Raw genomic sequence first — 23,237 nt, forward strand, 5'->3', positions numbered from 1 at the left:
GACGTGCCACCGGGCTCTAACGTGCCGGTATGACGACTGTATTGATCACAGGAGCAACGGCCGGGATCGGCGCCGCGTTCGCGCGCAGGCTCGCGGCCGACGGCCACGATCTGGTCCTCGTCGCCCGGGACGAGGAACGCCTCGGCGCGCAGGCGACCGAGCTCCACGACCGGCACGGCGTGGAGGTCGAGGTGCTCCGCGCGGACCTGGCCGACGACAAGGGCATCGAGCTCGTCGAGGAGCGGCTCCGCGACGCCGCCCGCCCGGTGCACCTGCTGGTCAACAACGCCGGTTTCGGCAACAAGGGCGCGTACCTCGAGGTCTCGATGGCCGACGAGCTGCGGATGCTCAAGGTGCACTGCGAGGCGGTGCTGCGGCTGACGTCGGCGGCGGCGGAGGGGATGCGGGAGCGCCGCAAGGGCGCGGTGGTCAACGTCGCGTCGGTGGCCGCGTTCACCCCGCGCGGCACGTACGGGGCGAGCAAGTCGTGGGTCGTGCAGTTCACCCAGGGCGTGGCCCGGGACCTGGCGGGTACGGGCGTGCGGCTGATGGCCCTGTGCCCCGGTTTCGTCCGTACGGAGTTCCACGAGCGGGCGGGCATGGGCACGGACAACGTCCCCAACTGGCTGTGGCTGGACGCCGACAAAGTGGTCGCCGCGGCGCTGCGCGACCTGGCGCACGGCAAGACCCTGTCCGTGCCGGACCCGCGCTACAAGGCGCTCACGGGTCTGATGCGGCTGGCCCCGCGCGGCGCGGTGTCCCGGGCGTCCTCCACGACGGGCCGCAAGTACGGGCCGAAGTAACCCGCGCGGCGCGTACGACCGCGTACGTCTCCGGGAACGGCCGAGGCCCGGCGCCCCCGAAAGGGTGCCGGGCCTCGGGCCGTTCAGCGACCGGAGTCGGCCTTAGTGGGCGTGGCCGTGACCGTGACCGGCCTCGGCCTCCTCCTCGACCTTCTTCTCGACGACCAGGGTCTCGGTCGTGAGCAGCAGGGAGGCGATGGAGGCGGCGTTCTCCAGGGCGGAGCGGGTGACCTTGACCGGGTCGATGACGCCGGCCTTCACCAGGTCGCCGTACTCGCCGGTGGCGGCGTTGAAGCCCTGGCCCTTGTCGAGCTCGGCCACCTTGGAGGTGATGACGTAGCCCTCGAGGCCCGCGTTCTCGGCGATCCAGCGCAGCGGCTCGACGGCGGCGCGGCGGACGACGGCGACACCGGTGGCCTCGTCGCCCTCCTTGCCGAGGTTGCCCTCGAGGATCTTCACGGCGTGGACGAGCGCGGAGCCACCACCGGAGACGATGCCCTCCTCGACCGCGGCGCGGGTCGCGGAGATGGCGTCCTCCAGACGGTGCTTCTTCTCCTTGAGCTCGACCTCGGTGGCCGCGCCCACGCGGATGACGCAGACGCCACCGGCGAGCTTGGCGAGGCGCTCCTGGAGCTTCTCGCGGTCCCAGTCGGAGTCCGTGGACTCGATCTCGGCCTTGATCTGGTTGACGCGGCCGACGACGTCCTCGTGGTTGCCGCCACCGTCGACGATGGTGGTGTCGTCCTTGGTGATGGTCACGCGGCGGGCGGTGCCCAGCACGTCCAGACCGGCCTGGTCGAGCTTGAGGCCGACCTCCTCGGCGATGACGGTGGCACCGGTGAGGGTGGCCATGTCGCCGAGCATCGCCTTGCGGCGGTCACCGAAGCCGGGCGCCTTGACGGCGACGGCGTTGAAGGTGCCGCGGATCTTGTTGACGACGAGGGTGGAGAGCGCCTCGCCCTCGACGTCCTCGGCGATGATCAGCAGCGGCTTGGAGCCACCGGCCTGGATGACCTTCTCCAGGAGCGGCAGCAGGTCCTGGATCGAGGAGATCTTGCCCTGGTGGATCAGGATGTACGGGTCGTCGAGGACGGCCTCCATGCGCTCCTGGTCCGTGACCATGTACGGCGACAGGTAGCCCTTGTCGAACGCCATGCCCTCGGTGAAGTCCAGCTCCATGCCGAAGGTGTTGGACTCCTCGACGGTGATGACACCGTCCTTGCCGACCTTGTCCATCGCCTCGGCGATGAGCTCGCCGACCTGCTTGTCCTGCGCGGACAGCGCGGCGACGGCGGCGATGTCGGACTTGTCCTCGATCGGACGGGCGGTCGCGAGGAGCTCCTCGGAGACGGCCTTGACCGCAGCGTCGATGCCCTTCTTCAGGGAGGCCGGGGAGGCACCCGCGGCGACGTTGCGCAGACCCTCGCGGACCAGCGCCTGCGCCAGCACGGTGGCGGTGGTGGTGCCGTCACCCGCGATGTCGTTGGTCTTGGTCGCCACCTCCTTGACGAGCTGGGCGCCCAGGTTCTCGTACGGGTCGTCGAGCTCGACCTCGCGCGCGATGGTGACACCGTCGTTGGTGATGGTCGGGGCACCGAACTTCTTGTCGATGACGACGTTGCGGCCCTTGGGGCCGATCGTCACCTTGACCGTGTCGGCCAGCTTGTTGACGCCGCGCTCGAGGGCGCGACGGGCGTCCTCGTCGAACTTCAGGATCTTCGCCATGGTTGCTTCAAGTCCTCTCGTTGCGATCCTGGGCCACGCAACAGTGGCCGCCTATCGCTCAAACGAACTGCGCCCCGGGCGCCCGGCGTATGGACGGGTACCAGGGGCGCAGATCAGAAACAGCTTGGGGTGAATTACTTCTCGATGATCGCGAGCACGTCGCGGGCCGAGAGAACGAGGTACTCGTCGCCGTTGTACTTCACCTCGGTGCCGCCGTACTTGCTGTAGAGCACGACGTCGCCGACCTGCACGTCGAGCGGCAGGCGCTCGCCGTTCTCGAAGCGGCCCGGGCCCACGGCGAGGACGGCGCCCTCCTGGGGCTTCTCCTTCGCGGTGTCCGGGATGACCAGGCCGGAGGCCGTGGTCTGCTCGGCGTCGAGCGGCTGGACCACGATGCGGTCCTCAAGCGGCTTGATGGCAACCTTGGAGCTGGCGGTCGTCACGATCCGACCTCCCCCTTCGGAGATCTCGCGGGGCTATCTGTCTGGTGGCGACCTGGTGAATCCGTCGTCGCGGGTGCCGGATCCGCCCGTCGCTGTGTTTGGCACTCCCGGGTGGAGAGTGCCAACGGAGCCGAGACTATGACGCGGTTAGCACTCGGTCAAGCGGAGTGCCAATTCGCCTGCGGCGCGCGTCGACGGCCGGGGTTCCGCCGCGGCGGCCGCGGCCGGCCCGGCGGCCGGGCCGGTCAAGGATCTTCCCGTCCGCGCCCGAGGTATTCCTCAGACGTAGTCCTCCAGGCGGGCCACCGTGAAGCCCTGCTTCTGGATGCTGCGCAGCATGTTCGTGACCATCCTGGTCATCGAGGTGCCCTTGAGCTCCTGCGGGCCGCGGAAGTGCGCGAGGACGATGTCGCCGGGGCGCAGCCCGTCGCCCTGGGCGTAGCGCATGTCGTTGATCTGCATCGTCGCCTCCCACAGCACGACGGCCTTCACCCCGCAGCCGCCCGCCGCCGTGAGCGTCGCGTCGTCGTAATTGCCGTACGGCGGACGGAACAGCGGCGGCTTGGCCCCGAACCGCTTCTCCAGCGCGTCCTGCTGGCCGCAGATCTCGCGGCGCTGGGCTTCGGGCGAGAGGGTGCGCAGGTTGGGGTGGGAGAGGGTGTGGTTCTGGATGGTGTTGCCACCTTCCTTGAGCTGCTCGAAGTAGCCGTAGCCGCGGCCCGCGCGGGCGATGTCGTCCGTCAGGAACATCGTGAACGGCAGCTTCAGCTCCTTCGCCATCTTCACGAACTCGGGGTCCTTCTCCGCCCCGTCGTCGAAGGTCACGAAGACGACCTTGTCCTTGGTGTCCACCCGCCGCACGACCTTGGGCGCGTCCCCCGGCCGCATCCCGTCCGTGACCTTCCGCGCGGGCGGGGCGGGGGGAGCGGCGAGCGGGGCGTCGAGGCCCCAGTGGCGGTAGGCGTCGGAGGGCGCTTCCGCGGGGCGGGTGGGGGCGGGGGCCGACGCCGGCGCGGAGGGTGCGGCCTTCTCGCTCTTGGACGACGAGGAGCCGGAGCAGCCGGAGGCCAGCAGGGCGGCGGCCAGCGCGACGAGGACGATCCGGGGGCGGGTGCGGGTCCGGGGGCGGGATATGTGCGAGCTCACCCATCCGATTGTTGTGCATGCGTTCGAACAGGGCGCGGCGGGACCGCCGGGCCGCCCCGATTACGGGAGACGGCCGGAGTGGGGAAACAATGAAACCGTGCCCGCACCGAACCAGCCGACCGACTCCTTCGCCGCCCTCCTCACCGACGAAGGCCGCCGCCTCCTGACGGAGCTCCGCGACCACGACCCCGCCCAGGAGCTCGCGACAGCGACCCGGCTGCGCCGCGACCACCCGGCCGACCTGGTGTCGGCCGCCCTCGGCCAGGCCCGGCTGCGGCAGCGGGCGGTGGCGAAGTTCGGCGCGGAGGACGCGTACCGCATGTTCTTCACGCCCAACGGCGTGGAGCAGTCGACCCGGAAGACCGTCGCCGCGTACCGGGCCGCCCGGCTCGCCGCGCTCGGCACGAAATCCGTCGCCGACCTGTGCTGCGGCATCGGCGGCGATGCCATCGCGCTGGCCCGCGCGGGCATCGCGGTCCTCGCGGTCGACCGCGACCCTCTGACCTGCGCGGTCGCGGAGGCGAACGCCGCGGCCCTCGGGCTGGCCGACCTGATCGAGGTCCGCTGCGCGGATGTCGCGGAGATCGACACGGCCCCGTACGACACCGTCTTCGTCGACCCGGCGAGGCGGGGCGGGCGCGGCCGCATCTTCGACCCGGAGGCGTACTCGCCCCCACTGTCCTGGGCCGTCGAGGCCGCCCGTACGGCACCGCGCGCCGCGCTCAAGATCGCACCCGGCGTTCCGCACGAGGCGGTCCCGGACGAGGCGGAGGCGGAGTGGATCTCCGACGGGGGCGACGTCAAGGAGGCGGTGCTCTGGTTCGGCACCGAACCGGGCGCGCGCCGCGCCACCCTCCTCCCCTCCGCGGCCACCCTCACCTCGCGCGGCCTCCCCGACCCGCCGGTCCGCCCGGTGGGCCGCTACCTCTACGAGCCGGACGGCGCGGTCATCCGCGCCCACCTCGTCGCGGAGGTGGCGGAGGACCTCGCGGGCGGCCTGATCGACGAGACGATCGCCTACGTCACGAGCGACGAACTCCGTCCCACGCCGTACGCGACGGCCTACGAGATCACCGACGTACTCCCGTTCAACCTCAAGAAGCTCAAGGCCCTCCTGCGCGAACGGAAGGTCGGCGTGGCGGTCATCAAGAAGCGCGGCTCGGCGGTGGAACCGGAGGAACTCCGCAAGAAGCTGAAGCTCGAAGGGGGGAACTCCTGTGTGATCGTACTTACGCGCGTCGCGGGAGCCCCGACGATGCTGCTGGGGAAACCGGTCCAGGCGTAGCCCGGCCAACTCCCCGGCTCCTGGCTCGCCTTGGGAACGGCTTTCCTGCTGGAGGGCTGAGCCGCGAGCAGCTTTCTTCCGTTTTCCGACGGTACGTCATAACCCGTACCCCGAAGGTTGCTTACCCGGCCGGCCGCATCCCCGCGAACCTGAGCTGCGTGAACAGGGAAATTCCGCCGTGCGGGGCATACGTCATCGATCTCCGGACCGGGCAGGCCGGTCAAGTCGTCGGGAGCAAGGGGAGTTTGGTCCGGCTGAGCGCGCCGAGCGGCAGTCGGATCTGGGACTGCCCGGCCGACTCGGTGCAGGTGACCACCCTGCGCGCCTACCTTCGCGCGCACGTCTCGGAAGTCAAGGCCCGCAGGGGGCTCGCATGACCACCGGCGCCCCCGCGGAGGGCCCCACGCCGGAGGAACTCCGCAGCGTGGTGGCGCAGGCGGGGACACCGGACGAGGCACACGCGGCGATAGCCGACCGCACCTCCGGAGCCGAGGCGCTCGATCCCGGCACGGGATAATCGGCGGATGACCCGCTCCGTGAAACGTGACCGATCCCTTGAGCAACTGGAAGGCGACCGCTGGCCCGATCCGCCGGCGGACGCCGGGCGGCTCGTCGTAACAGCGTCGGCGTTGCGGCGCAAGCCGGTCGGTGAACTGACCGTCGAGGATCTGCGGTTGCTGATCCAGCAGGACATCGGGCTGCCTCACCTCCTGCCGCTGGCGGTGGAGGTGCTGCACCAGGACCCGCTGGCGGAGGGGGACTTGTACGAGGGCGATCTGCTGGCGGCGGTCGTGAGCCGGGGCCCGGCGGTGTGGCGTGGGGCCCCGGAGCTCGCGGGTGAGCTCCGGGGGATCGTGGCGGGCCTGACCGGTCTGCCGCGCGCGCTGCGGCGGGAGGTCGACGGCTTCCTGACTGCCGTCGGCCCGTAGCCATTTCGGCCCCCGCCGAAATTCTTGGCCGCGCGTGGAGCGGACGGACACGCTGTTCTCCGGCAACACACCGAGGAGGACATCATGAGGAAGCTCCGCAACGCCGTCACCGTACTCGCCGCGGTCACCGCCCTCGGCGGCCTGGGCGTCGGCTCGGCGGGGGCCGCTCCCGCGCCCGCCGCCCCGGCCCGGATCATGCAGTCGCCGACGCCGGACTGTGCCGACAACGGCGGCCGCGTCCCCTGCTACGAGTACCAGACGTGGTTCTGGACCTTCAAGAACTGCGAGGAGTACGCGAGCAACCACTACCTCGATCCCGCGAAGTACGACGGTCACGTCTGCGCGGTCTTCACGGACGGCGCCACGGTCGGCCTCTGGTATCACAAGTACAGCAACTGACCGGGGAGTTCACGCCAGGTCCGTCAGATCCTCCGCGTAGAACGTGGTGAGGGGCTGGGGGCCTATGTACTGCTGGCAGGTGCACTGGCCGGGCTGATAGCTGGTCGGCTTCCTGTCGGCGTCCCAGGCGACCGGGACCTCGACCGACTCGTGGCACCGGCCCTGCTTGTCGTGCTTGGCCAGGTGGTGGGTGCAGCCGCAGATCGGCTCCGGGGACTTCGACGCGGACTCGATCGCCTCGCGCTCCGAGCGTTCGCGCTCCCGCTGGGTCTCCAGGAGCTCCAGCTTGCGCTCGTGACGGGTGCGCAGGGCCGTACGCCCCATGTCGGCGATCTTGGTGAAGCCTCCGACGCCGAAGAAGATCAACACCCACCAGAGCCAGTTCATGTCAGGCTCCTCCCCTTCCGACACCCTGCCCGGTCTCCAGAATAGGTGTTCACCCGGAGGCCCGGCAGGGCTGTGGATAACCCGCCGGAACGGGGTGACGCGTCACGACTCGTACAGGTTCTTCTTGCTCAGTTCGTGCACGTGGTCGTGGTCGTGCGCGTGGGAGTGACCGTGGCCGTGGTCGCCGCCGTGGCCGTGGCCCTCGTCGTCCGTCTCCGGGGCCGGTACATGCGTGTCCGTCACCGGAAGCGAGGAGTCCGCGGACAGGTCCCACGCCGAGGCCGACCGGCCCCGCGCCACCATCTCGGCGCCCAGCGCGGCGACCATCGCGCCGTTGTCCGTGCACAGCTTCGGCCGCGGCACGCGCAGCGTGATGCCCGCGTCCTCGCAGCGGCGGGCGGCCATGGCGCGCAGCCGCGTGTTCGCCGCGACGCCGCCGCCGATCATGAGGTGGTCGACGCCGTTGTCCTTGCAGGCGCGCACGGCCTTGCGGGTCAGGACGTCCACGACCGCCTCCTGGAAGGACGCCGCCACGTCCGCGACCGGCACCTCCTCGCCCGCCGCCCGCTTGGCCTCTATCCAGCGGGCCACGGCGGTCTTGAGGCCGGAGAAGGAGAAGTCGTAGATCGGGTCGCGGGAGCCGGTCAGGCCGCGCGGGAAGCGGATCGCGTCGGGGTTGCCCTCGCGCGCGTACCGGTCGATGACCGGGCCGCCCGGGAAGCCGAGGTTCAGCACGCGCGCGACCTTGTCGAAGGCCTCGCCCGCCGCGTCGTCGATCGTCGAGCCCAGCGGGCGGACGTCGGAGGTGATGTCGGGCGCCAGGAGCAGCGAGGAGTGGCCGCCCGACACCAGCAGGGCCATCGTCGGCTCGGGCAGCGGGCCGTGTTCGAGCTGGTCGACGCAGATGTGCGAGGCCAGGTGGTTCACGCCGTAGAGCGGCTTGCCGAGCGCGTACGCGTACGCCTTGGCCGCCGACACCCCGACGAGCAGGGCGCCCGCGAGGCCGGGGCCCGCGGTGACGGCGATGCCGTCGAGGTCCTTGGCGGCGACCCCCGCCTCCTCGAGGGCCCGCTCGATGGTCGGGACCATCGCCTCCAGATGGGCGCGGCTGGCGACCTCGGGGACGACGCCGCCGAAGCGGGCGTGCTCGTCGACGCTGGAGGCGACCGCGTCCGCGAGGAGCGTGTGGCCCCGGACGATGCCGACGCCGGTCTCGTCGCAGGAGGTCTCGATGCCGAGGACGAGGGGTTCGTCAGCTCTGGGAGCCATGGGTCATTCCTTGCACTGCGGAGTTCGGATCGGAAAGGCGCATCACGAGCGCGTCGATGTTGCCGGGCTGGTAGTAGCCGCGGCGGACGCCGACCGGCTCGAACCCGAAGCGCTCGTAGAGCCGCTGGGCGCGGGTGTTGTCGACCCGCACCTCGAGGAGGACCTCGCGGCATTCGAAGGCGGTGGCGGTGGTGAGCAGTTCGGAGAGCAGCCGGGCGCCGAGGCCGGTGCTCCAGTGCTCGCGGGCGACGGCGATGGTCTGGACGTCACCGGTGCCGTCGATGGCGGCGAGCCCGGCGTAGCCGGCGATCCGGCCGTCCGCGTCCTCCGCCACCACGTAGCGGCGGTTCGCGCCCGCGCCGCGGGCGTGGGCCAGCTCGGACCAGAAGAGGCCCTTCGACCAGGCGTCGTCCGGGAAGAGCACGCGCTCCAGCTCCAGCACCGGCCGGATGTCCCACCAGCGCATCTCGCGGATACGCACCGTCGTGGTCACTTCGGCGTGACCACCTTGTAGTTGGCGGGCACCTGGGCGTCCGGGCGGCGCAGGTAGAGCGGCTGGTCCGGCAGGAACTCGCCGCCCGTGCGCAGCTTCTCCGCGGCCAGCGAGGCCAGCGCGCCCGCCGACTGGTGCTCCGGCATGTCGGCCCGTACGTCCGTGAACGCGTCCGGGTAGAGCAGGGCGCCCGCGCCGATCACGGTCAGTCCGGCGAGCGGCTCGGTGAGGTCGGCGGGACGGTCCACGGCGGGCTCGGTGACGCGGGTACGGGCGTCCCGGTACCGCGCCCAGTAGACCTCCTTGCGGCGGGCGTCCGTCGCCACGACGAACTCGCCCTCCAGCCCCTGCTGCCCCGCGGCGTACGCGATCCCGTCGAGCGAGCACAGGCCGCGCACGGGGACGGACAGCGCGGCCCCGAAGGTCGCGGCGGTCACGATGCCGACGCGCAGGCCCGTGTAGGGGCCGGGGCCGACGCCCACGACGATGTCGGTCACGGCGTCCAGCGTGCGGCCCGCCTCGCCGAGCACCCGGTCGACGGCGGGAAGCAGCAGCTCACCGTGCCTGCGCGCGTCGACCTGACGCGATTCGGCGATGACTTTGTCACCGTCGTGGAGGGCGACGGTGACGGCGGGGGTGGCGGTATCAAGAGCGAGCAGCAGCACACTGACAGCCTACGGCGCGCCATGGGGCGGATGGTGCCCGCGCCCGCCTGCGCCCGCCCGCGCCGAGGGCGCGGCGGGGGCGTGTGCGGGTGCTACGGTCAGGCCGCATAGCCGTACGCAGGACGAAAGGGTGCGCAGCGTGGCACGCAGCAGCTCCGGGGCCATAGTGGCAGCGCTCACCGCGGCGGCCCTGGCCGCGGTCGGATTCCTCGCCTACCAGGCGGACGCCGCGCCCGGCCATCCGCACGCGGCCGCCTCTTCCTCCAGCACGGGCGGCAAGGACGGCGGCAAGGACCAGGATCCCGCTGCCGACTCCGCTGCCAAGGACAAGGCCGCCAAGGAGGCCGCCACGGCCGTCCCCGCGAACTCCGGCACGGGCGCGCGCGTGGTCTACGGGATCGCCGCGAAGCGGGTGTGGCTGGTCGGCGCCGACGGCCGGGCGAGCCGCACCTTCGAGGTCGCGCCCAGCACCGTCAATCCGCCGCCCGGCTCGTACAAGGTCACTTCGCGGACCCCCAACGCCGTCGGTTCCGACGGAGTGCCCATCGAGCACATCGTCCGCTTCCACTATGCGGCTGGTGTCGCCTTCGGCTTCAGCGCCGCCGTCGACGGGTCTTCGCCGGATCCTGCCTCGACGAAGAAGACGGGTGGCATTCGCGAGAAGCCGGCGGATGGGCGGGCCATGTGGGAGTTCGCCGTGGGCGGCTCCCCCGTCGTGGTCGTCCCGTAACGGCTCCTCCCTCGTAAGGGCGAACCCACCGCCTGCGGCGGGCTTGTTCCCCAGCCCCGCCCCTTCCCGAACTGGGGGAGACCCCCAGACCCCCGACCGCGCTCCGCGCGGTGTCCTCAAACGCCGGACGGGCTGAAATTGCGGGCTCGGCCCGCAGGTTCAAGGCCACAGCCAGCACATCCAGCCCGTCCGGCGTTTGAGGACGCGGCCGCAGGCCGCCCCCGCCGCAGGCGGCAAACGGTCCGCAGGGACTACGCCGCCGAGCGATCCTCGTCCGGTTCCGGCGCCGAAGGCGCCAAGGGCGCCGAAGGAGGCGCCGGAGGCGTCGACACCGCCTCGGCCGCCGCGCAGGCGGCCAGCAGGTCTCTCATCGACGGAGGCAGTTCGTCGGCACGCTCCACAGGAGCATCCGCAGGGACAGCGGCGGGCTCTTGAGTCGGCATGAAGTGCCTCCCGGGGACAGCAGGGCAAAGTTAGGTAGACCTAACCATGTCTCTGCCTACCATGTGACCACGCCGGATCCCGCCCGCGCAACATGTTGCCGACGGCTTGTCGGAATGTGCCGGGGATCGTGCGGCCGCGTTCGAGCGCCCTCTCGGCCCGGCCCCGTACCATCGACGGGTATGAGCGCCCTGCACGACACCACCGCCGCCGCCTCCGCACAGATCACCGTCAAGTCCGCCGATGACATGCGGGACCTGGGCCGCAGGCTGGCCGCGCTGCTGCGCCCCGGCGACCTGGTGCTGCTCACGGGCGAGCTGGGTGCCGGGAAGACGACGCTGACCCGCGGCCTGGGCGAGGGCCTCGGCGTGCGCGGTGCCGTCACCTCCCCGACGTTCGTGATCGCCCGCGTGCACCCGTCCCTCGGCTCCGGGCCGGCGCTGGTCCACGTCGACGCCTACCGCCTGGGCGGCGGCCTGGACGAGATGGAGGATCTGGACCTGGACGTCTCCCTGCCGGAGTCCGTCATCGTCGTGGAGTGGGGCGACGGCAAGGTCGAGGAGCTCTCCGAGGACCGCCTCCACGTGGTCATCGAGCGCGCGGTGGGCGCCGAGGCGGAACTCCTGGCCGAGGAGGACGACGTCCGGGGCGTACGCCTCACGGGTGTCGGCACCCGCTGGGCCGACGTGGACCTGAACCTCTGACCCGGCGGGTCACCCCCGCCGCCGCGCCCCCGTGACCCGCTCGCGCGCTCCGTCCGCGGCGGCTCCCAGCAACTCCACCAGGTGCCCGGTGACCGTCTCCGGGTGCTCCATCATCACCAGGTGACCGGCGCCCGGCAGCAGCACCAGCGTCGCCCCCGGCAGCGCCTCCGCGATCGCCTCGCTGTGGGCGCTGGGCGTCATCAGGTCCTTCCCGCCGGCGATCACCACCACCGGGCAGTCCTCGAACGCGCGGAGCGCGGCCACCTTGTCGTGCTCGCCGAACACCCGGTAGAACTCGGCGATGACGTCGACCGGTGTCGCCTCCATCAGCCGTTCCGCGAACCGGGCCACCGCCGGGTCCACGTCCCGCGACCCGAACGAGTAGCGCCGGATGACGCCCGCGTAGAGGTCCGCCGTGGCCCGCCGCCCGCGCTCGACCAGTTCCGGCTGCGCGGTCAGCACCTTGAAGGCCGCGGGCAGCACCTTGCGCACCACGCTGCCGGAGACCGGCAGGCCGTACGTGTTGTCCGCGAGGCCGCCCGACGACGTGTTGACGAAGGCCGTGCCCACGACCCGCTCGGCGATCAGCTCGGGGTACTGGTCGGCCAGCGCCATCATCGTCATGCCGCCCATCGAGTGCCCCACCAGTACCAGCGGCCCCTCGGGGGCCGCGGCGTCGATGACGGCCTTGAGGTCACGGCCGAGCAGGTCGATGGAGACGGGAACGCTGCCGTCGAGCTGGGAACGGCCGCGCCCGGAGCGGCCGTGGCTGCGCTGGTCCCAGAAGACCATCCGCACGGCACCGCGCAGCGCGGCCCGCTGGAAGTGCCAGGAGTCCTGGCCGAGACAGTAGCCATGGCTGAAAATCACCGTGACCGGTGGGTTCGTGGTGCGCCCGAAGAGCCGCTTCAGCAGCGTCGGGCCGGGCTCCTCGGCCGCCACGGGTGCACCGTCCGTCCCTTCGGTCTCACCGACCTCGTCGACCTCGTAGTAGAGCTCCGTGCCGTCCTCGGCGATCGCCTGTCCGGGCCGCCCCCGCAGCGCCCCGTACGGCCCCGTCGAGTCCAGTGCGAGCCGCGCCTTGCGGCGCATGCCACGGCCGACGGTGAGCCGCTCGACGGCCACCCCGACCGCGGCCCCGGCGGCCACGACGCCGATCGCCGCCCCGGCGACTCCCGCGCCCCGCAGCCATCCTCCGCCACCGGCGGCGACGGCATCGGCCGCAGCGGCCACCGAGCCCGCCGCGTCCTTCACTCGGGCCACACCCGTACCGCTCGTACTCGCGCTGTCGCTCATGCCGTGCCCCCCGTGTGCTAGCTCTCCTGCCCGATCACGTCCACGTCCACGTCGGCGTCCCCGCCTGTGCTGTTACCTACGGTCTCACCCACATAGACGCGCGGCACCCTTTTGGTGATGCGGGTGACGACCTCATAGGCGATGGTTCCGGTCGCGCGGGCCCAGTCCTCGGCCGTCGGCTCGCCCCGGTCGCCCGGCCCGAACAGCACCGCCTCGTCGCCCACCCGCGCGCTGTCGCCGCCCAGGTCGACCACGAACTGGTCCATGGCCACCCGGCCCGCGACCGTCCGCCACTTGCCCCCGATCAGCACCGGCCCCGTACCGGACGCCGCCCGCGGGATCCCGTCCGCGTAGCCGACGGGAACCAGGGCGAGGGTAGTGGGCCCCGGAGTGATGTAGTGATGCCCGTATGAGACACCGTGTCCGCCCGGCACCCGCTTCACGGAGGCCAGCGTGGCGGACAGCGTCATCACCGGCTTCAGCCCCAGGTCGGCAGGGGTGCCGACCTCCGGGCTCGGCGACACCCCGTAGATCGCGATACCGGTGCGCACGAGGTCGAAGTGGCTCTCGGGGAGCGTGAGGGTCGCCGGGGAGTTGGCTATGTGCCGCACCTCGGGCTCGATGCCCTGCCGTTCCGCGTAGTCCACGGCGTCCTTGAAGACCCGCAACTGGGCCTGGATGGACGGGTGGCCGGGCTCGTCCGCACACGCGAAGTGCGACCACACACCGGTGACCTTGATCAGGCCCGCGTCCTCGGCGGCACGCGCGGCGGCGATCAGTTCCGGCCAGTCGTCGGGCTGGCAGCCGCTGCGCCCCAGACCCGTGTCGATCTTCAGCTGGACGCGGGCGGTGCGGCCGCAGGCACGGGCCGCGTCGGACACCTCGCGCACGGCCCACAGGCCGCTCACCGACACGTCGACGTCCGCCTCGACGGCCTCCCGCCACGGCCCGCCCGGCGTCCACAGCCAGCACATCAGCCGGCCCCGGTCACCGGCCGCGCGGAGCGCGAGCGCCTCGTCCGGCGTGGCCGTACCGATCCAGGCCGCGCCCGCCTCACGGGCCGCCCGCGCGCAGGGGACCGCACCGTGGCCGTACGCGTCCGCCTTGACGACAGCCATCAGCTGCGCCTCGGGCGCACGGGAGCGCAGCAGGCGTACGTTGGCCCGCAGGGCGGCCAGGTCTACCAGGGCACGGGCGCGCATCGGTGTCTCGTTCATCCCCGCCAGTCTCTCAGGTGTCCGTTTCCTTGCCCCCAGGGTGGCGGATTCCCGGCGTCCGGCAGACGCGAAGGTGACACTGGGGAGCATGAGGACTGCGTACAGCGTCGAGACCGTACGGGCCGCCGAGCGCGCGCTCATGGCACAGCTTCCGCACGGCGCCCTGATGCAGCGTGCCGCCGCCGGTCTCGCGGCGGCCTGCGCGGATCTGCTGGGGCGGGTGTACGGGGCGCGGGTCGCGCTCCTCGTGGGCAGCGGCGACAACGGCGGCGACGCGCTCTACGCGGGCGCCCGGCTGGCCCGGCGCGGCGCGGGCGTCACCGCCGTCCTGCTGGCCCCGGACCGTACCCACGCGGGCGGACTGGCCGCGCTGCGGGCCGCTGGCGGGCGCGTCGCCTCCGCCGAGGACGGCGACCGGGCCGTGCGCCGGGCGGACCTCGTCGTCGACGGGATCGTCGGTATCGGCGGCAAGGGCGGCCTGCGGCCCGACGCGCGGGCGTTGGTCGAGGCCGCGTACGCCGGGGGCGGGCTGATCGTCGCCGTCGACCTGCCCAGCGGCGTCGACGCGGACACCGGTGAGGTGCGCGGGGCGGCCGTACGGGCCGACGCGACGGTCACCTTCGGCGCCTACAAGCCCGGTCTGCTGCTCGACCCCGCACGTGAGTACGCGGGGGCGTTGCGTCTGGTCGACATTGGTCTTCGCCTGCCGTTCAAACCTGATTCCGGGCCCGAGATCGAGGCGCTTCAGCACGCGGATGTGGCCGGTCTGCTGCCGCGTCCGGCGGCGGAGAGCGACAAGTACCGGCGCGGTGTCGTCGGCGTCGTCGCGGGCTCCGCCCGCTACCCGGGTGCGGCGGTGCTCGCCGTGGCGGGAGCGCTGCACGGCGGCGCGGGCGCGGTCCGCTACGTCGGCCCCGCCGCGGACGCGGTGATCGCCCGCTTCCCCGAGACCCTCGTCTCCGCGGGGCCCCCGTCGAAGGCGGGCCGCGTCCAAGCGTGGGTCGTCGGCCCCGGCCTCGGCGACGGCGCGGACGCCCGCCGGGCCCTGGAGGACGTCCTGGCCTCGGACGTCCCGGTGCTCGTGGACGCGGACGGCCTGCGGCTGCTCCCGCCGTCGGAGCTCCGTTCCCGGACCGCCGACACCCTCCTCACCCCCCACGCCGGGGAAGCGGCCGCCCTCCTGGGCGTCCCCCGCGAGCAGGTCGAGTCGGCACGCCTGTCGTCCGTCCGCTCCCTGGCCGAACAGTTCGGCGTGACGGCCCTGTTGAAGGGTTCGACCACGGCGATCGCCACGGCCGGGAGCCCGGTACGGGTCAACCCGACGGGCACCCCGTGGCTGGCGACGGCGGGCAGCGGCGACGTCCTCTCGGGCCTCACGGGCGCCCTCCTGGCGGCGGGCCTCACGGCCCTCGACGCGGCGTCGGCGGGCGCCTACCTGCACGGCCTCGCGGCCCGCTCCCTGGGCACCGCCCCGCTGACCGCGTCGGCGGTGGCGGAGGCGGTGCGGGGGGTCTGGCGGGACGTGGTGGAGGGGTGAGCCGTCACCTGATCGAGCGATGGCAGGGTACGGGTACGTACCCGTAGGCTCCCGGGTGAGCGAAAGGAGAGTCGGCTCATGGCTGACGCCAATATTCGTATCCCCGCAGAAGCACGCGATCGACTTGCAGAAGTCGCTGCGGCAGAAGGCTTGTCGCTGCGCTCCTATCTCGCCCGCCTCGCCGACGAGCTCATCACCCCGGCGGAACGGGTCGAACGGGCGGAACAGACTCGGCGCCTCCTCTACGAGTTGAACGGCTACAACCCCAGCGAGGACGAAATGGCCCAGCTGGACGCCGAGCTCGACCGGCGCCTCGCCGAGGCGATGCGGTGAGCGATCAGATCCACGTCTTACTCGACGAGACGGCCATGGTCGCCGCCGGGCAAGGCAACATCGCCGCGTCCAGGCTCATCCACCGGGCCGATACAGAAACGGGCTGGTACCTGTACGCCACCACCTGCGCCTTGGTGGAGGCCGACAGAACACGGACCGGCCTCGCCGAGCACTTCGCAGCGCTGCCCGGTATCCGGATTCTCGATTTGGACCTGCCCGCAGCCTTGGCGGTCGCCCGCGAGGCGAGCTGGGCCGCAGCACACACCCGGCATGCGGCGGAACCGGCCCCCGAACGCCCGGACGGCGCGTTCATCGCCACCATGGAACCCGATCGCTGGGCGTCTCAGCCGGTGCGGGTGCTCGACATCAGGCCCTGACGCCGACGGGTCCGCTCAGCTCTTCCCACCCTCCTCGTAGGCACCGATCGTCTTCTGGAAGTGGCCCAGGAGTTCCGCGCCCTTGCGGCTCAGTCCGGGTTCGTCGGCGGAACTGCCGTCCGCCCATTCGGCGTTGGCGAGGATGGTGGAGCGGACGGTCATCAGGCGGTTGAACGTGGCCGGGGTGTGCGGCGGTACGGGGTCCAGGCCGGAGCCCGGCGGTGGGTCGAGCGACATCATCTCGTACTTGAGCGGGTCGAGGCCCGTCATGGCGAAGACCGTCCCCGCGTCCTCCACCCGCTTGAAGCTCAGCACGCCGACCGTGATCCGCGCCTTCTTCGCCGCGTCCGTGTAGAGCGCGGAGGTGAGCCGGAGACAGCCCTCCCCCTGCTTGATGATCCCTGCCAGCTCCGGGCTGACCGCACGTGAGCAGTCCGTCGTGCTGGCCACGTCCACGCGGTGGTACTCCTCGCCCGAGTCGGCCTTCACGGTCTCGTCGGGGAACGCCTGATCCGCGCCGATCACGGGGCGGGCGAGCAGGGAGGGGAGTTCCTTGGGCGCGTCGGGCGGGAGGCTGCCGTGGACGGAGGGGACGGACGGGACGGGGACCGGTTTCGGCCTGCCGCCGGTGGCGACGGCCTCGTTGGTGTGGTCCTCCTCCGCCGGCTTGTCGTGACCGGGGACGAGCAGCATGGCGATGACGGCGGCGGCGATGGCCGCGGCGGGGACGGCTATGCGGACGGGTATGCGGCGGGCGGCCTTGCCGGCCTTGCCGGCCTTGGGCTCAGGCGTTGCCGCCGGACGCTGCGACTTCTCGTGGTCCCGGACGAATTTCTTCCAGACGTCGTCCGGGACGGAGGGTTCTTCACTCACTGGGGCGCGCTTTCGGGAACAGCGGCCGGGAGAGGTGAACGTTTCAGGAGCGTCCCTTTGCGCCGCGGGTGATCTTCTCAGCGGAATTATGCACGGCGTGGGGAAGCGCGTCCGCATTGAGTACGGGGCCGTGGTGATCGATGGAGACGTCGGGGATGGGGAGGTCGGCGAGGTGGGCCATGTCGAGGGGTTCACTGGAGTGCTTGCTGTGGATGTAGAGCTGTTTAAGGTTGGGAAAAATAGTGGGAAGACAGCCCAGCCCAGAGAGTCCTTCAGGCTCGTCGAGGAACAGTCGCTCCACTTGGGGCATCGGCTCAGCCTCCGTCCACCAGGCGAGGTCCTCGCCCTGGATCCGCAGATCCGTGAGAGCGGGGAAGGAAGAAATATTCCCCAGCTCCACAGCTTGAGCGCCCCCCAGATTCACGTACGACAGCGAACGCAAGGCACGGCAATGACTCATGCCCTCCAGTCGCAAATCGGCTGACGGCCCCCTTCCGAGCCGGAGGTATCGGAGCGTGCGCGGCAGTTCTAATACCTGTGCGAACTCCATTCCTGAACCCCAACTGAGTGTCAACGCTTCCAGTTTCATCATTCTCGACACCGCATCGATGCGGCCAGGCCCCTGAAGCACCGAGAAGTTCAAGGTGTGCAGGGCTTCACTGTCCAGCCCTTCCAAGTCGCCGCGGCAGTACGAGTTCACGATGCCGAGCTCCGACAGCGGGCGGACGAGACGGAGGCGCCCAAAATCGATGCTCTCGGTGTTGGAGTGGAATGAGAGCGTTTCCATGACAGGAGTGCCCAGGTCATGCAGATCATCCACGCCTAGCGAGCCCATGCACCGTACCCATGGGCGCCCTCCAAGCCGCTTGAGCGCGGAAACCTCCGACTTCGACCGCACGATGAACTCCAAGCCTTCCTTCCCGCCCCCTTTGTACGCAAGCCGTCCGATCACCTCATCCGCATAGTGATCGGTGTTGAAACGGTCCCAGGACCAGGCGAGTTGAGCGCGCACATCCAGGAAGGGGTGATCGGCGTACTCGGCCAGCAGAGGGATCGCCCGGTCGTCGGCGACGGTGGTCGCCGCCACAACCACGGCGTGAGCCACCTCGTAATGTTCGGGGCCATATTTCTCCTCGGATACCCAGTCCGGCCCCGGCAGCAGATCGATGATGACGCGACCGGCGGTCGCCAGCTCTTTTGCGGCCTCTGGGTTCCGCGGCGGCACCAGCTCCAGCGCCGCTTCAGCCACCCGCGCCCGCACTGCGGGGTCGAGCTCCGTTGCGTGCTCCAGGCACGCGGCCGCCAACAGGCGCAAACGTGGCCCGTGCTCCGCCATCTGGGCAGCCCGGCGCAACATCATCCCCAGCAGTTCGGCCCGTGCTTTTGGTGACGCATGCCCGACCGCCATGCGGAGTACGTCCTCCCACTGGTCATCGTGGGCATGGTTCACCAGGACATCGAAGTCCCAATCCTCGATGGCGGCTTGAGCGCCGAGATAGTCCTGGAACGTACGGTGGATGAAGTCAAGCGTCTCGCCTGTCGGTCGCCGCAACAGCCCACTGCGCAGCACAAGGTGACGCAAAATGCTCTCGGCGTCGCCGCGTGCCGCGACCACCGGCATGGCCGGGAGCGCGTGTTCGATGATCTGGACGGCCTTGTCCCACTCGATTTCCGAGCGGCCGTTACGGATGAGCCAGTAGGCGATCTTCTGCAGGAGCGCCGTTTGCTGCGCGTGCTCCAGCTCCGGCCCGTCCGTACCGATCACGACATCGCGTTCACGGTCGCGGCGTACGAGCAGCAGCTCCAGCGCAGCGCGATAGAGCTCCATGCGGCCCTGGGGAAGATTGCCGCGACGTGAGCGGTTGAGGGCGCAAATCAGCGCGCACATAAGGGGATTGGTTGCGAGCCGCCCGAGGTCCGGTTTCGCCACCACCGCCTTGGTCAGCGCATCCCGGAAGGCACGGAGCTGCTCGTTCTCCGCCTGCCCCGCCGCCGTATGCCAGCGGTCGATAAATGCCGCGACGTCGGCACGGCTCATGGGCATCAGTTCCAGCTCCGTGAACCCGGAGTCCTTGAGCCAGCCCACTCGCACGGCGGAGGGGCGGGTCGTGACGACGCACCGTACGTCCGGGTACGCGTCCAGCAACTCCTTCAGCCACGCCAGCGTGCGACGACGGTCGGCCTCGGGGACCTCGTCGACACCGTCGATCAGCAGCAACGCGCGGCCTTCGTCCAGCCGTCGCGTCACCCACCCCTGCGCGGCAGGCAGCCCGGCAAGCGGGCGGGCGAGGAAACGGAGGAAGCGTTCCGGGTCGGGCAGACCGCTGTCTCCGCCGACGAGCGTACGGAGCGGCAGGGGAAGTGGAACACAATCGGAGAATTGCTTTAGTTCCGGCGGGAGTTCACCATTCGCTGCGATCACGGTAAGCCACTGAAGCAGTGTCGTCTTGCCGGAACCGGCGGCGCCGCGCAGGAGGACCCGGTCGCGGCCGGAGAGGGCTTCCTCGGCTCGTCGGGGCGCGGGTACGGCATTGAGTTGTTGCGCATCGACCTTGGCCTCGAGCAACCGCATATGAACAAAACGTAGTTCAGTCGTTTCCGCCGCCGAGGCCGCCAAGCGCTCGACCTCATGTACGCGTTCCCGAATCGTCCTTTCGATCGCATCCCGCTCGGCACGCCAGGAAGTCTCCCCACTCGTCACCTCCAAACTCAGATACGCCGCGTCAAGCGGCCACCCCTCCCCCTCACCGTCCGAGAGCGTGAGTCCGACAATCGTCAACTCCCCGGCCCTCTTGGCAAGATATTCCCGGAGCCGCTGCTCGAACGTCTCCTCCTCCGCCTCAAGGGACGAGTCCAGCGCACGCGACGTCGGCCTGTGGTCATGCTCGATGCACAGGTCCAGGAATTCCGGGTGCGACAAGATACGAAACATGGGCGTGACCGTCAGCCGCCCGTGCCGCCAACCGCCCGCGTCCTCGCAGACGACCCCGCACAGCAGCCCGCCCACGAAGACGGCCGCGCCGGACATGCCCGCCCACGGCGAGCCGCCGCCCGCGAGGGCGGCCGGGGCGCCGTACGCGCTGTCGAGCACATAGCGGCCGCCTAGCAGCCCACTGCCGGGCTTGAGGGTGCCGACGAGTTGTTCGGTGTCCAGCTCGTCGTCGACGTCCCGGGCGACCTGCGGGAAGCCGATGGCCTGCGCGTCGCGCCACACCAGATCCTTGAGCCGCCCCCAGACCACCGGCTCGAACGCGGCCGCCACCTCCGGCGCCACCAGATCCCGCTCCGCGAGGAGCAGCGCCACGTCCCCCTTCTCGTCGTCACGGGTCCAGAGCGTCCGGCAGTCCACGAGGCCGACCCCGCCGGGGACGGCCACCCGCGTGGGCCCCTCCGCCACGTGGGCGGCCGTCAGTACGAGACGTGGGGCCAGCAGGTAGCCGCTGCCCTGCGTGTGCTGCCCGATGACCGCCGCGATACGTTCCCTTGCCGGGTGCACGGCCCTCCCCTGACGTTTTCTGTGTGCGCCGGAGAGCCAGTATCGCGGCCGAGCCTCAGTAGGGGCGCCCCCAGCTGCTGATCCGATTGGCCTCCGCCACCTTGGCGCGCAGGCGCGCGGCGTCGACGGGCGGGGCGGGCCGGTGCGCGGCGCAGTCGCACCGCACCAGGGGCGAGCTGTAGCTGAGGTCGATCCCGTGCGCGGTCGCCCAGACGTGGACGCCGCAGGCGGCGTCGGTACGGGACCCTTCGACCGGGCCGGGCGTACGCACCGGGGTACGCGACTCCGTAACCGGCCCGACAGGCCCGGCCGTACGACGGCCGAACCGCGCTCTCGCCCAGTCGGCTACGCGGCGAATAGAGTGTGGCACGTTGACGCTCCTACGAGGCGTTGACCATGCCCCCGGACCGGTCACACGGTCGCGGGGGTCCTCCGGCCCTCACAGCGTGCCGACACTTCCCGCCCGGAACTATCAGAGGTCGCTGATAGCTCCGGCCAGCACTTCACTTACCGTCAGGCTCCAAGCCAGGCACCGAAGTTGCCGAATGTTTCCGGCATCCGTCGCTTCGCCGATTCCAGCCCCGCGTACGTCTCCCGCACCGTCGGGTGATAGCGCGTCTGCTGCGGCGCCAACCGCCGCGCCTGCTGCAGGCTTTTGAAGGACGCCTCCGTACGGCCGGTCCACATCTGGGCCGCCGCCACCTCGGTGTGGTGATGGGCGAGGCGGGACGCCGGCCAGTCGGAGGGGAGTGGGGTGTCCTGCGCGGTCTGTACGGCTTCGGCGTACTGGTCGAGTTCGGCCAGGACGCTCACGCGGTGCACGCCCACGTTGGCCGGGCCGAAGGACAGCCAGTGCACCTTCTCCGCGGGGCCGGTGCGCTTCGCGATCGAGCGCGCCTGGTCGAGGTGGCCGAAGGCGGTGCTCTCGTCCTTGTCGCGTGCGGCCAGGACGGCGGCACCCAGGTGGAGTTGGCCCGTGACCACGTCGCGCACCCGACCCTCGTCCGCCTGCTCCAGCGTCGCCATGCCCAGCCGCACCAGCCGCTTGCCGGTCCGGTAGTCGCTCGCCCGCAGGTAGGCGAGGGCCCGCAGGTACTGCCGCATGCCGCCCAGGATCGCGTCCGAGGTGCGCTGGGCGGCCCAGTCCATGCGGTCCAGGGCGACCGTGCACAGGTCGGCGAAGCCCAGCTTCGTGGTGACGTCGTAGGCCGTCCGGTACGTGCCCGCGAGCAGTCGCCAATTGCGGGTGCCGGGCGTCGCGTGCGCCGCCGTCGTGGACTCGTGGATCAGGCCGGGGAGTTCGGCCGCCACCTGCTTGATGTTCGCGGCGCGCACCAGCGCGCACAACGCGTCCGCGTGCGCTTCCAACTCCTCCACGGGGCGCGGGGTGACGTCCGGGTCGGGGCCGAGGTCGTACACGTTCAGCGCCTCGCGGATGGGCTGGATCAGACCGTCCAACTGGTCCTGGCGCAGCTCCTCCAGGTACGGCTGCCCGATCAGCTCGGCGACCGGCACGGACAGCGCCCGTGCCAGCGCGCCGACCACCGAGGGACTCGCGGGCAGCGCCCCCTGCTCGACCTTGGTCAGAGTGCTGTACGAAACGTGGGACAGGTCCGCCAACTCGCGTTGCGTCAAACGCCGGACCTTGCGGACACGCGCGACACGCGCTCCGGCGTACTCGTCAAAGTGCGGGGGCATACGGTGCTCCGTTCTGACTCGTCACCCAGAACCGTACCCCCGCCCACTGACACGGGCACGGGACGTCCCGTCAGTACGGCCCGGCGAACGGCCCCCCACGGGCACCGATTCCCTACCCGTACGGCGACGGACCTGCGCCGCCACCAGGGACGCGAGGACGACGAGTCCGCCGAAGGACTGCGCCGGGGTGAGGTCCTGATCGAGGACGAGCCAGCCGAGGGCCGTGGCGACGACCGGGCTGAGCAGGCCGAGGAAGGTGACGTCGGTCGAGGGCAGGGCGCGTATCCCCCGGAACCAGAGGGGGTAGGCGAGGCCCGCGCCGACGACCGCGAGGTAGGCGTAACCGGCCAGGTTCGCGCCGGTCAGCGAGGCGGGCGGGGCCCCCTCCACACACAGCGCCACCGGCAGCAACAGCAGCCCTCCGGCCACCAGTTGCCAGCCCGTCGTCGCGAGCAGCGGCGCCGGGGACGCCCACTTCTTACTGAGGACGACGCCGGTCGCCATGACCACCGCACCCCCGAGCGCGGCGAGCAGCCCGAGGCCGTCGAGCCGCGCGTCGGCGCGCAGCACGAGCAGGCTCACCCCGGCCACCCCGGCCGCGCCCGTGAGCACCGTGCGAAGGGTCAGCCGCTCGCCGAGCAGCCCGGCGGCAAGGCCCGCCGCGAGCAGCGGCTGGAGCGCACCGAGGGTGGCGGCGACGCCGCCGGGCAGGCGGTAGGCCGCCACGAAGAGCAGCGCGAAGAACGCCCCGATGTTGAGCGCGCCCAGCACGAGCGCGCGCCACCACCACGAGCCGCGCGGCAGGCGCCGGGTGACGGCGACGAGGACGAGTCCGGCGGGCAGGGCGCGCACCGCTCCCGCCAGCAGGGGGCGGCCCGGCGGCAGCAGCTCGGTGGTGACGAGGTAGGTGGAGCCCCAGATGACGGGCGCCAGCGCGGTCATGAGAACGATCCCGATGCGATTGCTTAGCACTAAGACAACTTAGCCTTTT

General features: G+C 71.2%; 24 protein-coding genes. 10 read left to right on the forward strand and 14 right to left on the reverse strand.

The window, feature by feature from the left end; genetic code table 11:
- Positions 1-29: 29 nt before the first annotated feature.
- Positions 30-803: an SDR family NAD(P)-dependent oxidoreductase gene (locus ACWD4A_RS13620; protein WP_451193295.1), complete on the forward strand. Its 774-nt coding sequence runs from the start codon at positions 30-32 to the stop codon at positions 801-803.
- A gap of 102 nt (positions 804-905) precedes the next feature.
- Here the strand turns inward: ACWD4A_RS13620 and groL are convergent, their stop codons facing one another.
- The 3 genes from groL to ACWD4A_RS13635 form a co-directional block, all read right to left on the reverse strand.
- The gene (gene groL, locus ACWD4A_RS13625; RefSeq protein ID WP_451193297.1) at positions 906-2,528 is read right to left on the reverse strand and encodes a chaperonin GroEL; all 1,623 of its coding nucleotides are present in this window, start codon (positions 2,526-2,528) and stop codon (positions 906-908) included.
- Between the two features lie 134 nt (positions 2,529-2,662).
- Positions 2,663-2,971 carry a co-chaperone GroES gene (gene groES, locus ACWD4A_RS13630; RefSeq protein ID WP_030022440.1) on the reverse strand — a complete coding sequence of 103 codons (309 nt, stop codon included), beginning with the start codon at positions 2,969-2,971 and terminating at the stop codon, positions 2,663-2,665.
- A gap of 279 nt (positions 2,972-3,250) precedes the next feature.
- Positions 3,251-4,117 (reverse strand): polysaccharide deacetylase family protein, encoded by an 867-nt coding sequence (locus ACWD4A_RS13635; RefSeq protein WP_451193299.1) that lies wholly within the window; start codon positions 4,115-4,117, stop codon positions 3,251-3,253.
- A gap of 97 nt (positions 4,118-4,214) precedes the next feature.
- Here ACWD4A_RS13635 and ACWD4A_RS13640 point away from each other — a divergent pair, with 97 nt between their 5' ends.
- The 4 genes from ACWD4A_RS13640 to ACWD4A_RS13655 all read left to right on the forward strand — a co-directional run bounded on the left by ACWD4A_RS13640 (position 4,215) and on the right by ACWD4A_RS13655 (position 6,730).
- A complete protein-coding gene (locus ACWD4A_RS13640; protein ID WP_451193301.1) occupies positions 4,215-5,402 on the forward strand; it encodes a THUMP-like domain-containing protein in 1,188 nt (395 codons plus the stop codon).
- 373 nt (positions 5,403-5,775) lie between these two features.
- Positions 5,776-5,919 carry a hypothetical protein gene (locus ACWD4A_RS13645; RefSeq protein WP_451193302.1) on the forward strand — a complete coding sequence of 48 codons (144 nt, stop codon included), beginning with the start codon at positions 5,776-5,778 and terminating at the stop codon, positions 5,917-5,919.
- A gap of 7 nt (positions 5,920-5,926) precedes the next feature.
- A complete protein-coding gene (locus ACWD4A_RS13650; RefSeq protein ID WP_451193304.1) occupies positions 5,927-6,331 on the forward strand; it encodes a contact-dependent growth inhibition system immunity protein in 405 nt (134 codons plus the stop codon).
- Between the two features lie 84 nt (positions 6,332-6,415).
- The gene (locus tag ACWD4A_RS13655) at positions 6,416-6,730 is read left to right on the forward strand and encodes a hypothetical protein (RefSeq protein WP_451193305.1); all 315 of its coding nucleotides are present in this window, start codon (positions 6,416-6,418) and stop codon (positions 6,728-6,730) included.
- Between the two features lie 9 nt (positions 6,731-6,739).
- On the opposite strand, the gene ACWD4A_RS13660 is transcribed toward ACWD4A_RS13655, so the two are convergent.
- The 4 genes from ACWD4A_RS13660 to tsaB all read right to left on the reverse strand — a co-directional run bounded on the left by ACWD4A_RS13660 (position 6,740) and on the right by tsaB (position 9,544).
- Positions 6,740-7,117, reverse strand: coding sequence for a hypothetical protein (locus tag ACWD4A_RS13660; RefSeq protein ID WP_451193307.1), 378 nt, complete (start codon positions 7,115-7,117; stop codon positions 6,740-6,742).
- 102 nt (positions 7,118-7,219) lie between these two features.
- Entirely contained in the window at positions 7,220-8,386 is a 1,167-nt protein-coding gene (gene tsaD / locus ACWD4A_RS13665; protein WP_451193309.1) for a tRNA (adenosine(37)-N6)-threonylcarbamoyltransferase complex transferase subunit TsaD, read from the reverse strand.
- Positions 8,370-8,852, reverse strand: coding sequence for a ribosomal protein S18-alanine N-acetyltransferase (rimI, locus tag ACWD4A_RS13670; protein WP_451193365.1), 483 nt, complete (start codon positions 8,850-8,852; stop codon positions 8,370-8,372). Before rimI ends, tsaD begins: the two co-directional genes overlap by 17 nt.
- 23 nt (positions 8,853-8,875) lie before the next feature.
- Positions 8,876-9,544, reverse strand: a complete 669-nt coding sequence (gene tsaB, locus ACWD4A_RS13675; RefSeq protein WP_451193311.1) for a tRNA (adenosine(37)-N6)-threonylcarbamoyltransferase complex dimerization subunit type 1 TsaB — start codon at positions 9,542-9,544, stop codon at positions 8,876-8,878.
- A 139-nt stretch (positions 9,545-9,683) separates the two neighbouring features.
- Here tsaB and ACWD4A_RS13680 point away from each other — a divergent pair, with 139 nt between their 5' ends.
- Both ACWD4A_RS13680 and tsaE read left to right on the forward strand, forming a co-directional pair.
- On the forward strand, positions 9,684-10,274 hold the full coding sequence (locus tag ACWD4A_RS13680) for a hypothetical protein (RefSeq protein WP_451193312.1): 591 nt from the start codon (positions 9,684-9,686) through the stop codon (positions 10,272-10,274).
- A gap of 623 nt (positions 10,275-10,897) precedes the next feature.
- Positions 10,898-11,419, forward strand: coding sequence for a tRNA (adenosine(37)-N6)-threonylcarbamoyltransferase complex ATPase subunit type 1 TsaE (tsaE, locus tag ACWD4A_RS13685; protein WP_451193314.1), 522 nt, complete (start codon positions 10,898-10,900; stop codon positions 11,417-11,419).
- Positions 11,420-11,428: 9 nt separating this feature from the next.
- Here tsaE and ACWD4A_RS13690 read toward each other — a convergent pair whose 3' ends face one another.
- Both ACWD4A_RS13690 and alr read right to left on the reverse strand, forming a co-directional pair.
- On the reverse strand, positions 11,429-12,715 hold the full coding sequence (locus ACWD4A_RS13690) for an alpha/beta fold hydrolase (RefSeq protein ID WP_451193316.1): 1,287 nt from the start codon (positions 12,713-12,715) through the stop codon (positions 11,429-11,431).
- A 17-nt stretch (positions 12,716-12,732) separates the two neighbouring features.
- Entirely contained in the window at positions 12,733-13,932 is a 1,200-nt protein-coding gene (gene alr, locus ACWD4A_RS13695; protein ID WP_451193317.1) for an alanine racemase, read from the reverse strand.
- 88 nt (positions 13,933-14,020) lie between these two features.
- On the opposite strand from alr, the gene ACWD4A_RS13700 reads away from it, so the two are divergent.
- The 3 genes from ACWD4A_RS13700 (at position 14,021) to ACWD4A_RS13710 (ending at position 16,179) form a co-directional block, all read left to right on the forward strand.
- A complete protein-coding gene (locus tag ACWD4A_RS13700; RefSeq protein ID WP_451193319.1) occupies positions 14,021-15,469 on the forward strand; it encodes an NAD(P)H-hydrate dehydratase in 1,449 nt (482 codons plus the stop codon).
- 78 nt (positions 15,470-15,547) lie between these two features.
- A complete protein-coding gene (locus ACWD4A_RS13705; RefSeq protein WP_451193322.1) occupies positions 15,548-15,802 on the forward strand; it encodes an Arc family DNA-binding protein in 255 nt (84 codons plus the stop codon).
- Positions 15,799-16,179, forward strand: coding sequence for a hypothetical protein (locus tag ACWD4A_RS13710; RefSeq protein WP_451193323.1), 381 nt, complete (start codon positions 15,799-15,801; stop codon positions 16,177-16,179). Before ACWD4A_RS13705 ends, ACWD4A_RS13710 begins: the two co-directional genes overlap by 4 nt.
- Before the next feature lie 15 nt (positions 16,180-16,194).
- Here the strand turns inward: ACWD4A_RS13710 and ACWD4A_RS13715 are convergent, their stop codons facing one another.
- The 5 genes from ACWD4A_RS13715 to ACWD4A_RS13735 form a co-directional block, all read right to left on the reverse strand.
- Positions 16,195-17,052, reverse strand: a complete 858-nt coding sequence (locus tag ACWD4A_RS13715; protein WP_451193325.1) for a hypothetical protein — start codon at positions 17,050-17,052, stop codon at positions 16,195-16,197.
- 43 nt (positions 17,053-17,095) lie between these two features.
- Positions 17,096-20,548, reverse strand: coding sequence for an NACHT domain-containing protein (locus ACWD4A_RS13720; protein WP_451193327.1), 3,453 nt, complete (start codon positions 20,546-20,548; stop codon positions 17,096-17,098).
- 55 nt (positions 20,549-20,603) lie between these two features.
- Positions 20,604-20,819 (reverse strand): hypothetical protein, encoded by a 216-nt coding sequence (locus ACWD4A_RS13725; RefSeq protein WP_451193329.1) that lies wholly within the window; start codon positions 20,817-20,819, stop codon positions 20,604-20,606.
- A 242-nt stretch (positions 20,820-21,061) separates the two neighbouring features.
- Complete coding sequence (locus ACWD4A_RS13730; protein ID WP_451193331.1) at positions 21,062-22,246, reverse strand: helix-turn-helix domain-containing protein; 1,185 nt, start codon at positions 22,244-22,246, stop codon at positions 21,062-21,064.
- A 21-nt stretch (positions 22,247-22,267) separates the two neighbouring features.
- Positions 22,268-23,188, reverse strand: a complete 921-nt coding sequence (locus tag ACWD4A_RS13735) for an EamA family transporter (RefSeq protein ID WP_451193333.1) — start codon at positions 23,186-23,188, stop codon at positions 22,268-22,270.
- Between the last annotated feature and the right edge of the window lie 49 nt (positions 23,189-23,237).

It is taken from the genome of Streptomyces sp. NPDC002537 (genome assembly GCF_053594975.1).

Bases quoted from the DNA above. Each gene is read 5' to 3' on its own strand.
- ACWD4A_RS13620 (WP_451193295.1), top strand. From the start codon at position 30: ATGACGACTGTATTGATCACAGGAGCAACGGCCGGGATCGGCGCCGCG.
- groL (WP_451193297.1), bottom strand. From the start codon at position 2,528: ATGGCGAAGATCCTGAAGTTCGACGAGGACGCCCGTCGCGCCCTCGAG.
- ACWD4A_RS13645 (WP_451193302.1), top strand. From the start codon at position 5,776: ATGACCACCGGCGCCCCCGCGGAGGGCCCCACGCCGGAGGAACTCCGC.
- ACWD4A_RS13650 (WP_451193304.1), top strand. From the start codon at position 5,927: ATGACCCGCTCCGTGAAACGTGACCGATCCCTTGAGCAACTGGAAGGC.
- ACWD4A_RS13655 (WP_451193305.1), top strand. From the start codon at position 6,416: ATGAGGAAGCTCCGCAACGCCGTCACCGTACTCGCCGCGGTCACCGCC.
- ACWD4A_RS13660 (WP_451193307.1), bottom strand. From the start codon at position 7,117: ATGAACTGGCTCTGGTGGGTGTTGATCTTCTTCGGCGTCGGAGGCTTC.
- tsaD (WP_451193309.1), bottom strand. From the start codon at position 8,386: ATGGCTCCCAGAGCTGACGAACCCCTCGTCCTCGGCATCGAGACCTCC.
- rimI (WP_451193365.1), bottom strand. From the start codon at position 8,852: ATGCGCTGGTGGGACATCCGGCCGGTGCTGGAGCTGGAGCGCGTGCTC.
- tsaE (WP_451193314.1), top strand. From the start codon at position 10,898: ATGAGCGCCCTGCACGACACCACCGCCGCCGCCTCCGCACAGATCACC.
- ACWD4A_RS13690 (WP_451193316.1), bottom strand. From the start codon at position 12,715: ATGAGCGACAGCGCGAGTACGAGCGGTACGGGTGTGGCCCGAGTGAAG.
- alr (WP_451193317.1), bottom strand. From the start codon at position 13,932: ATGAACGAGACACCGATGCGCGCCCGTGCCCTGGTAGACCTGGCCGCC.
- ACWD4A_RS13700 (WP_451193319.1), top strand. From the start codon at position 14,021: ATGAGGACTGCGTACAGCGTCGAGACCGTACGGGCCGCCGAGCGCGCG.
- ACWD4A_RS13705 (WP_451193322.1), top strand. From the start codon at position 15,548: ATGGCTGACGCCAATATTCGTATCCCCGCAGAAGCACGCGATCGACTT.
- ACWD4A_RS13730 (WP_451193331.1), bottom strand. From the start codon at position 22,246: ATGCCCCCGCACTTTGACGAGTACGCCGGAGCGCGTGTCGCGCGTGTC.
- ACWD4A_RS13735 (WP_451193333.1), bottom strand. From the start codon at position 23,188: ATGACCGCGCTGGCGCCCGTCATCTGGGGCTCCACCTACCTCGTCACC.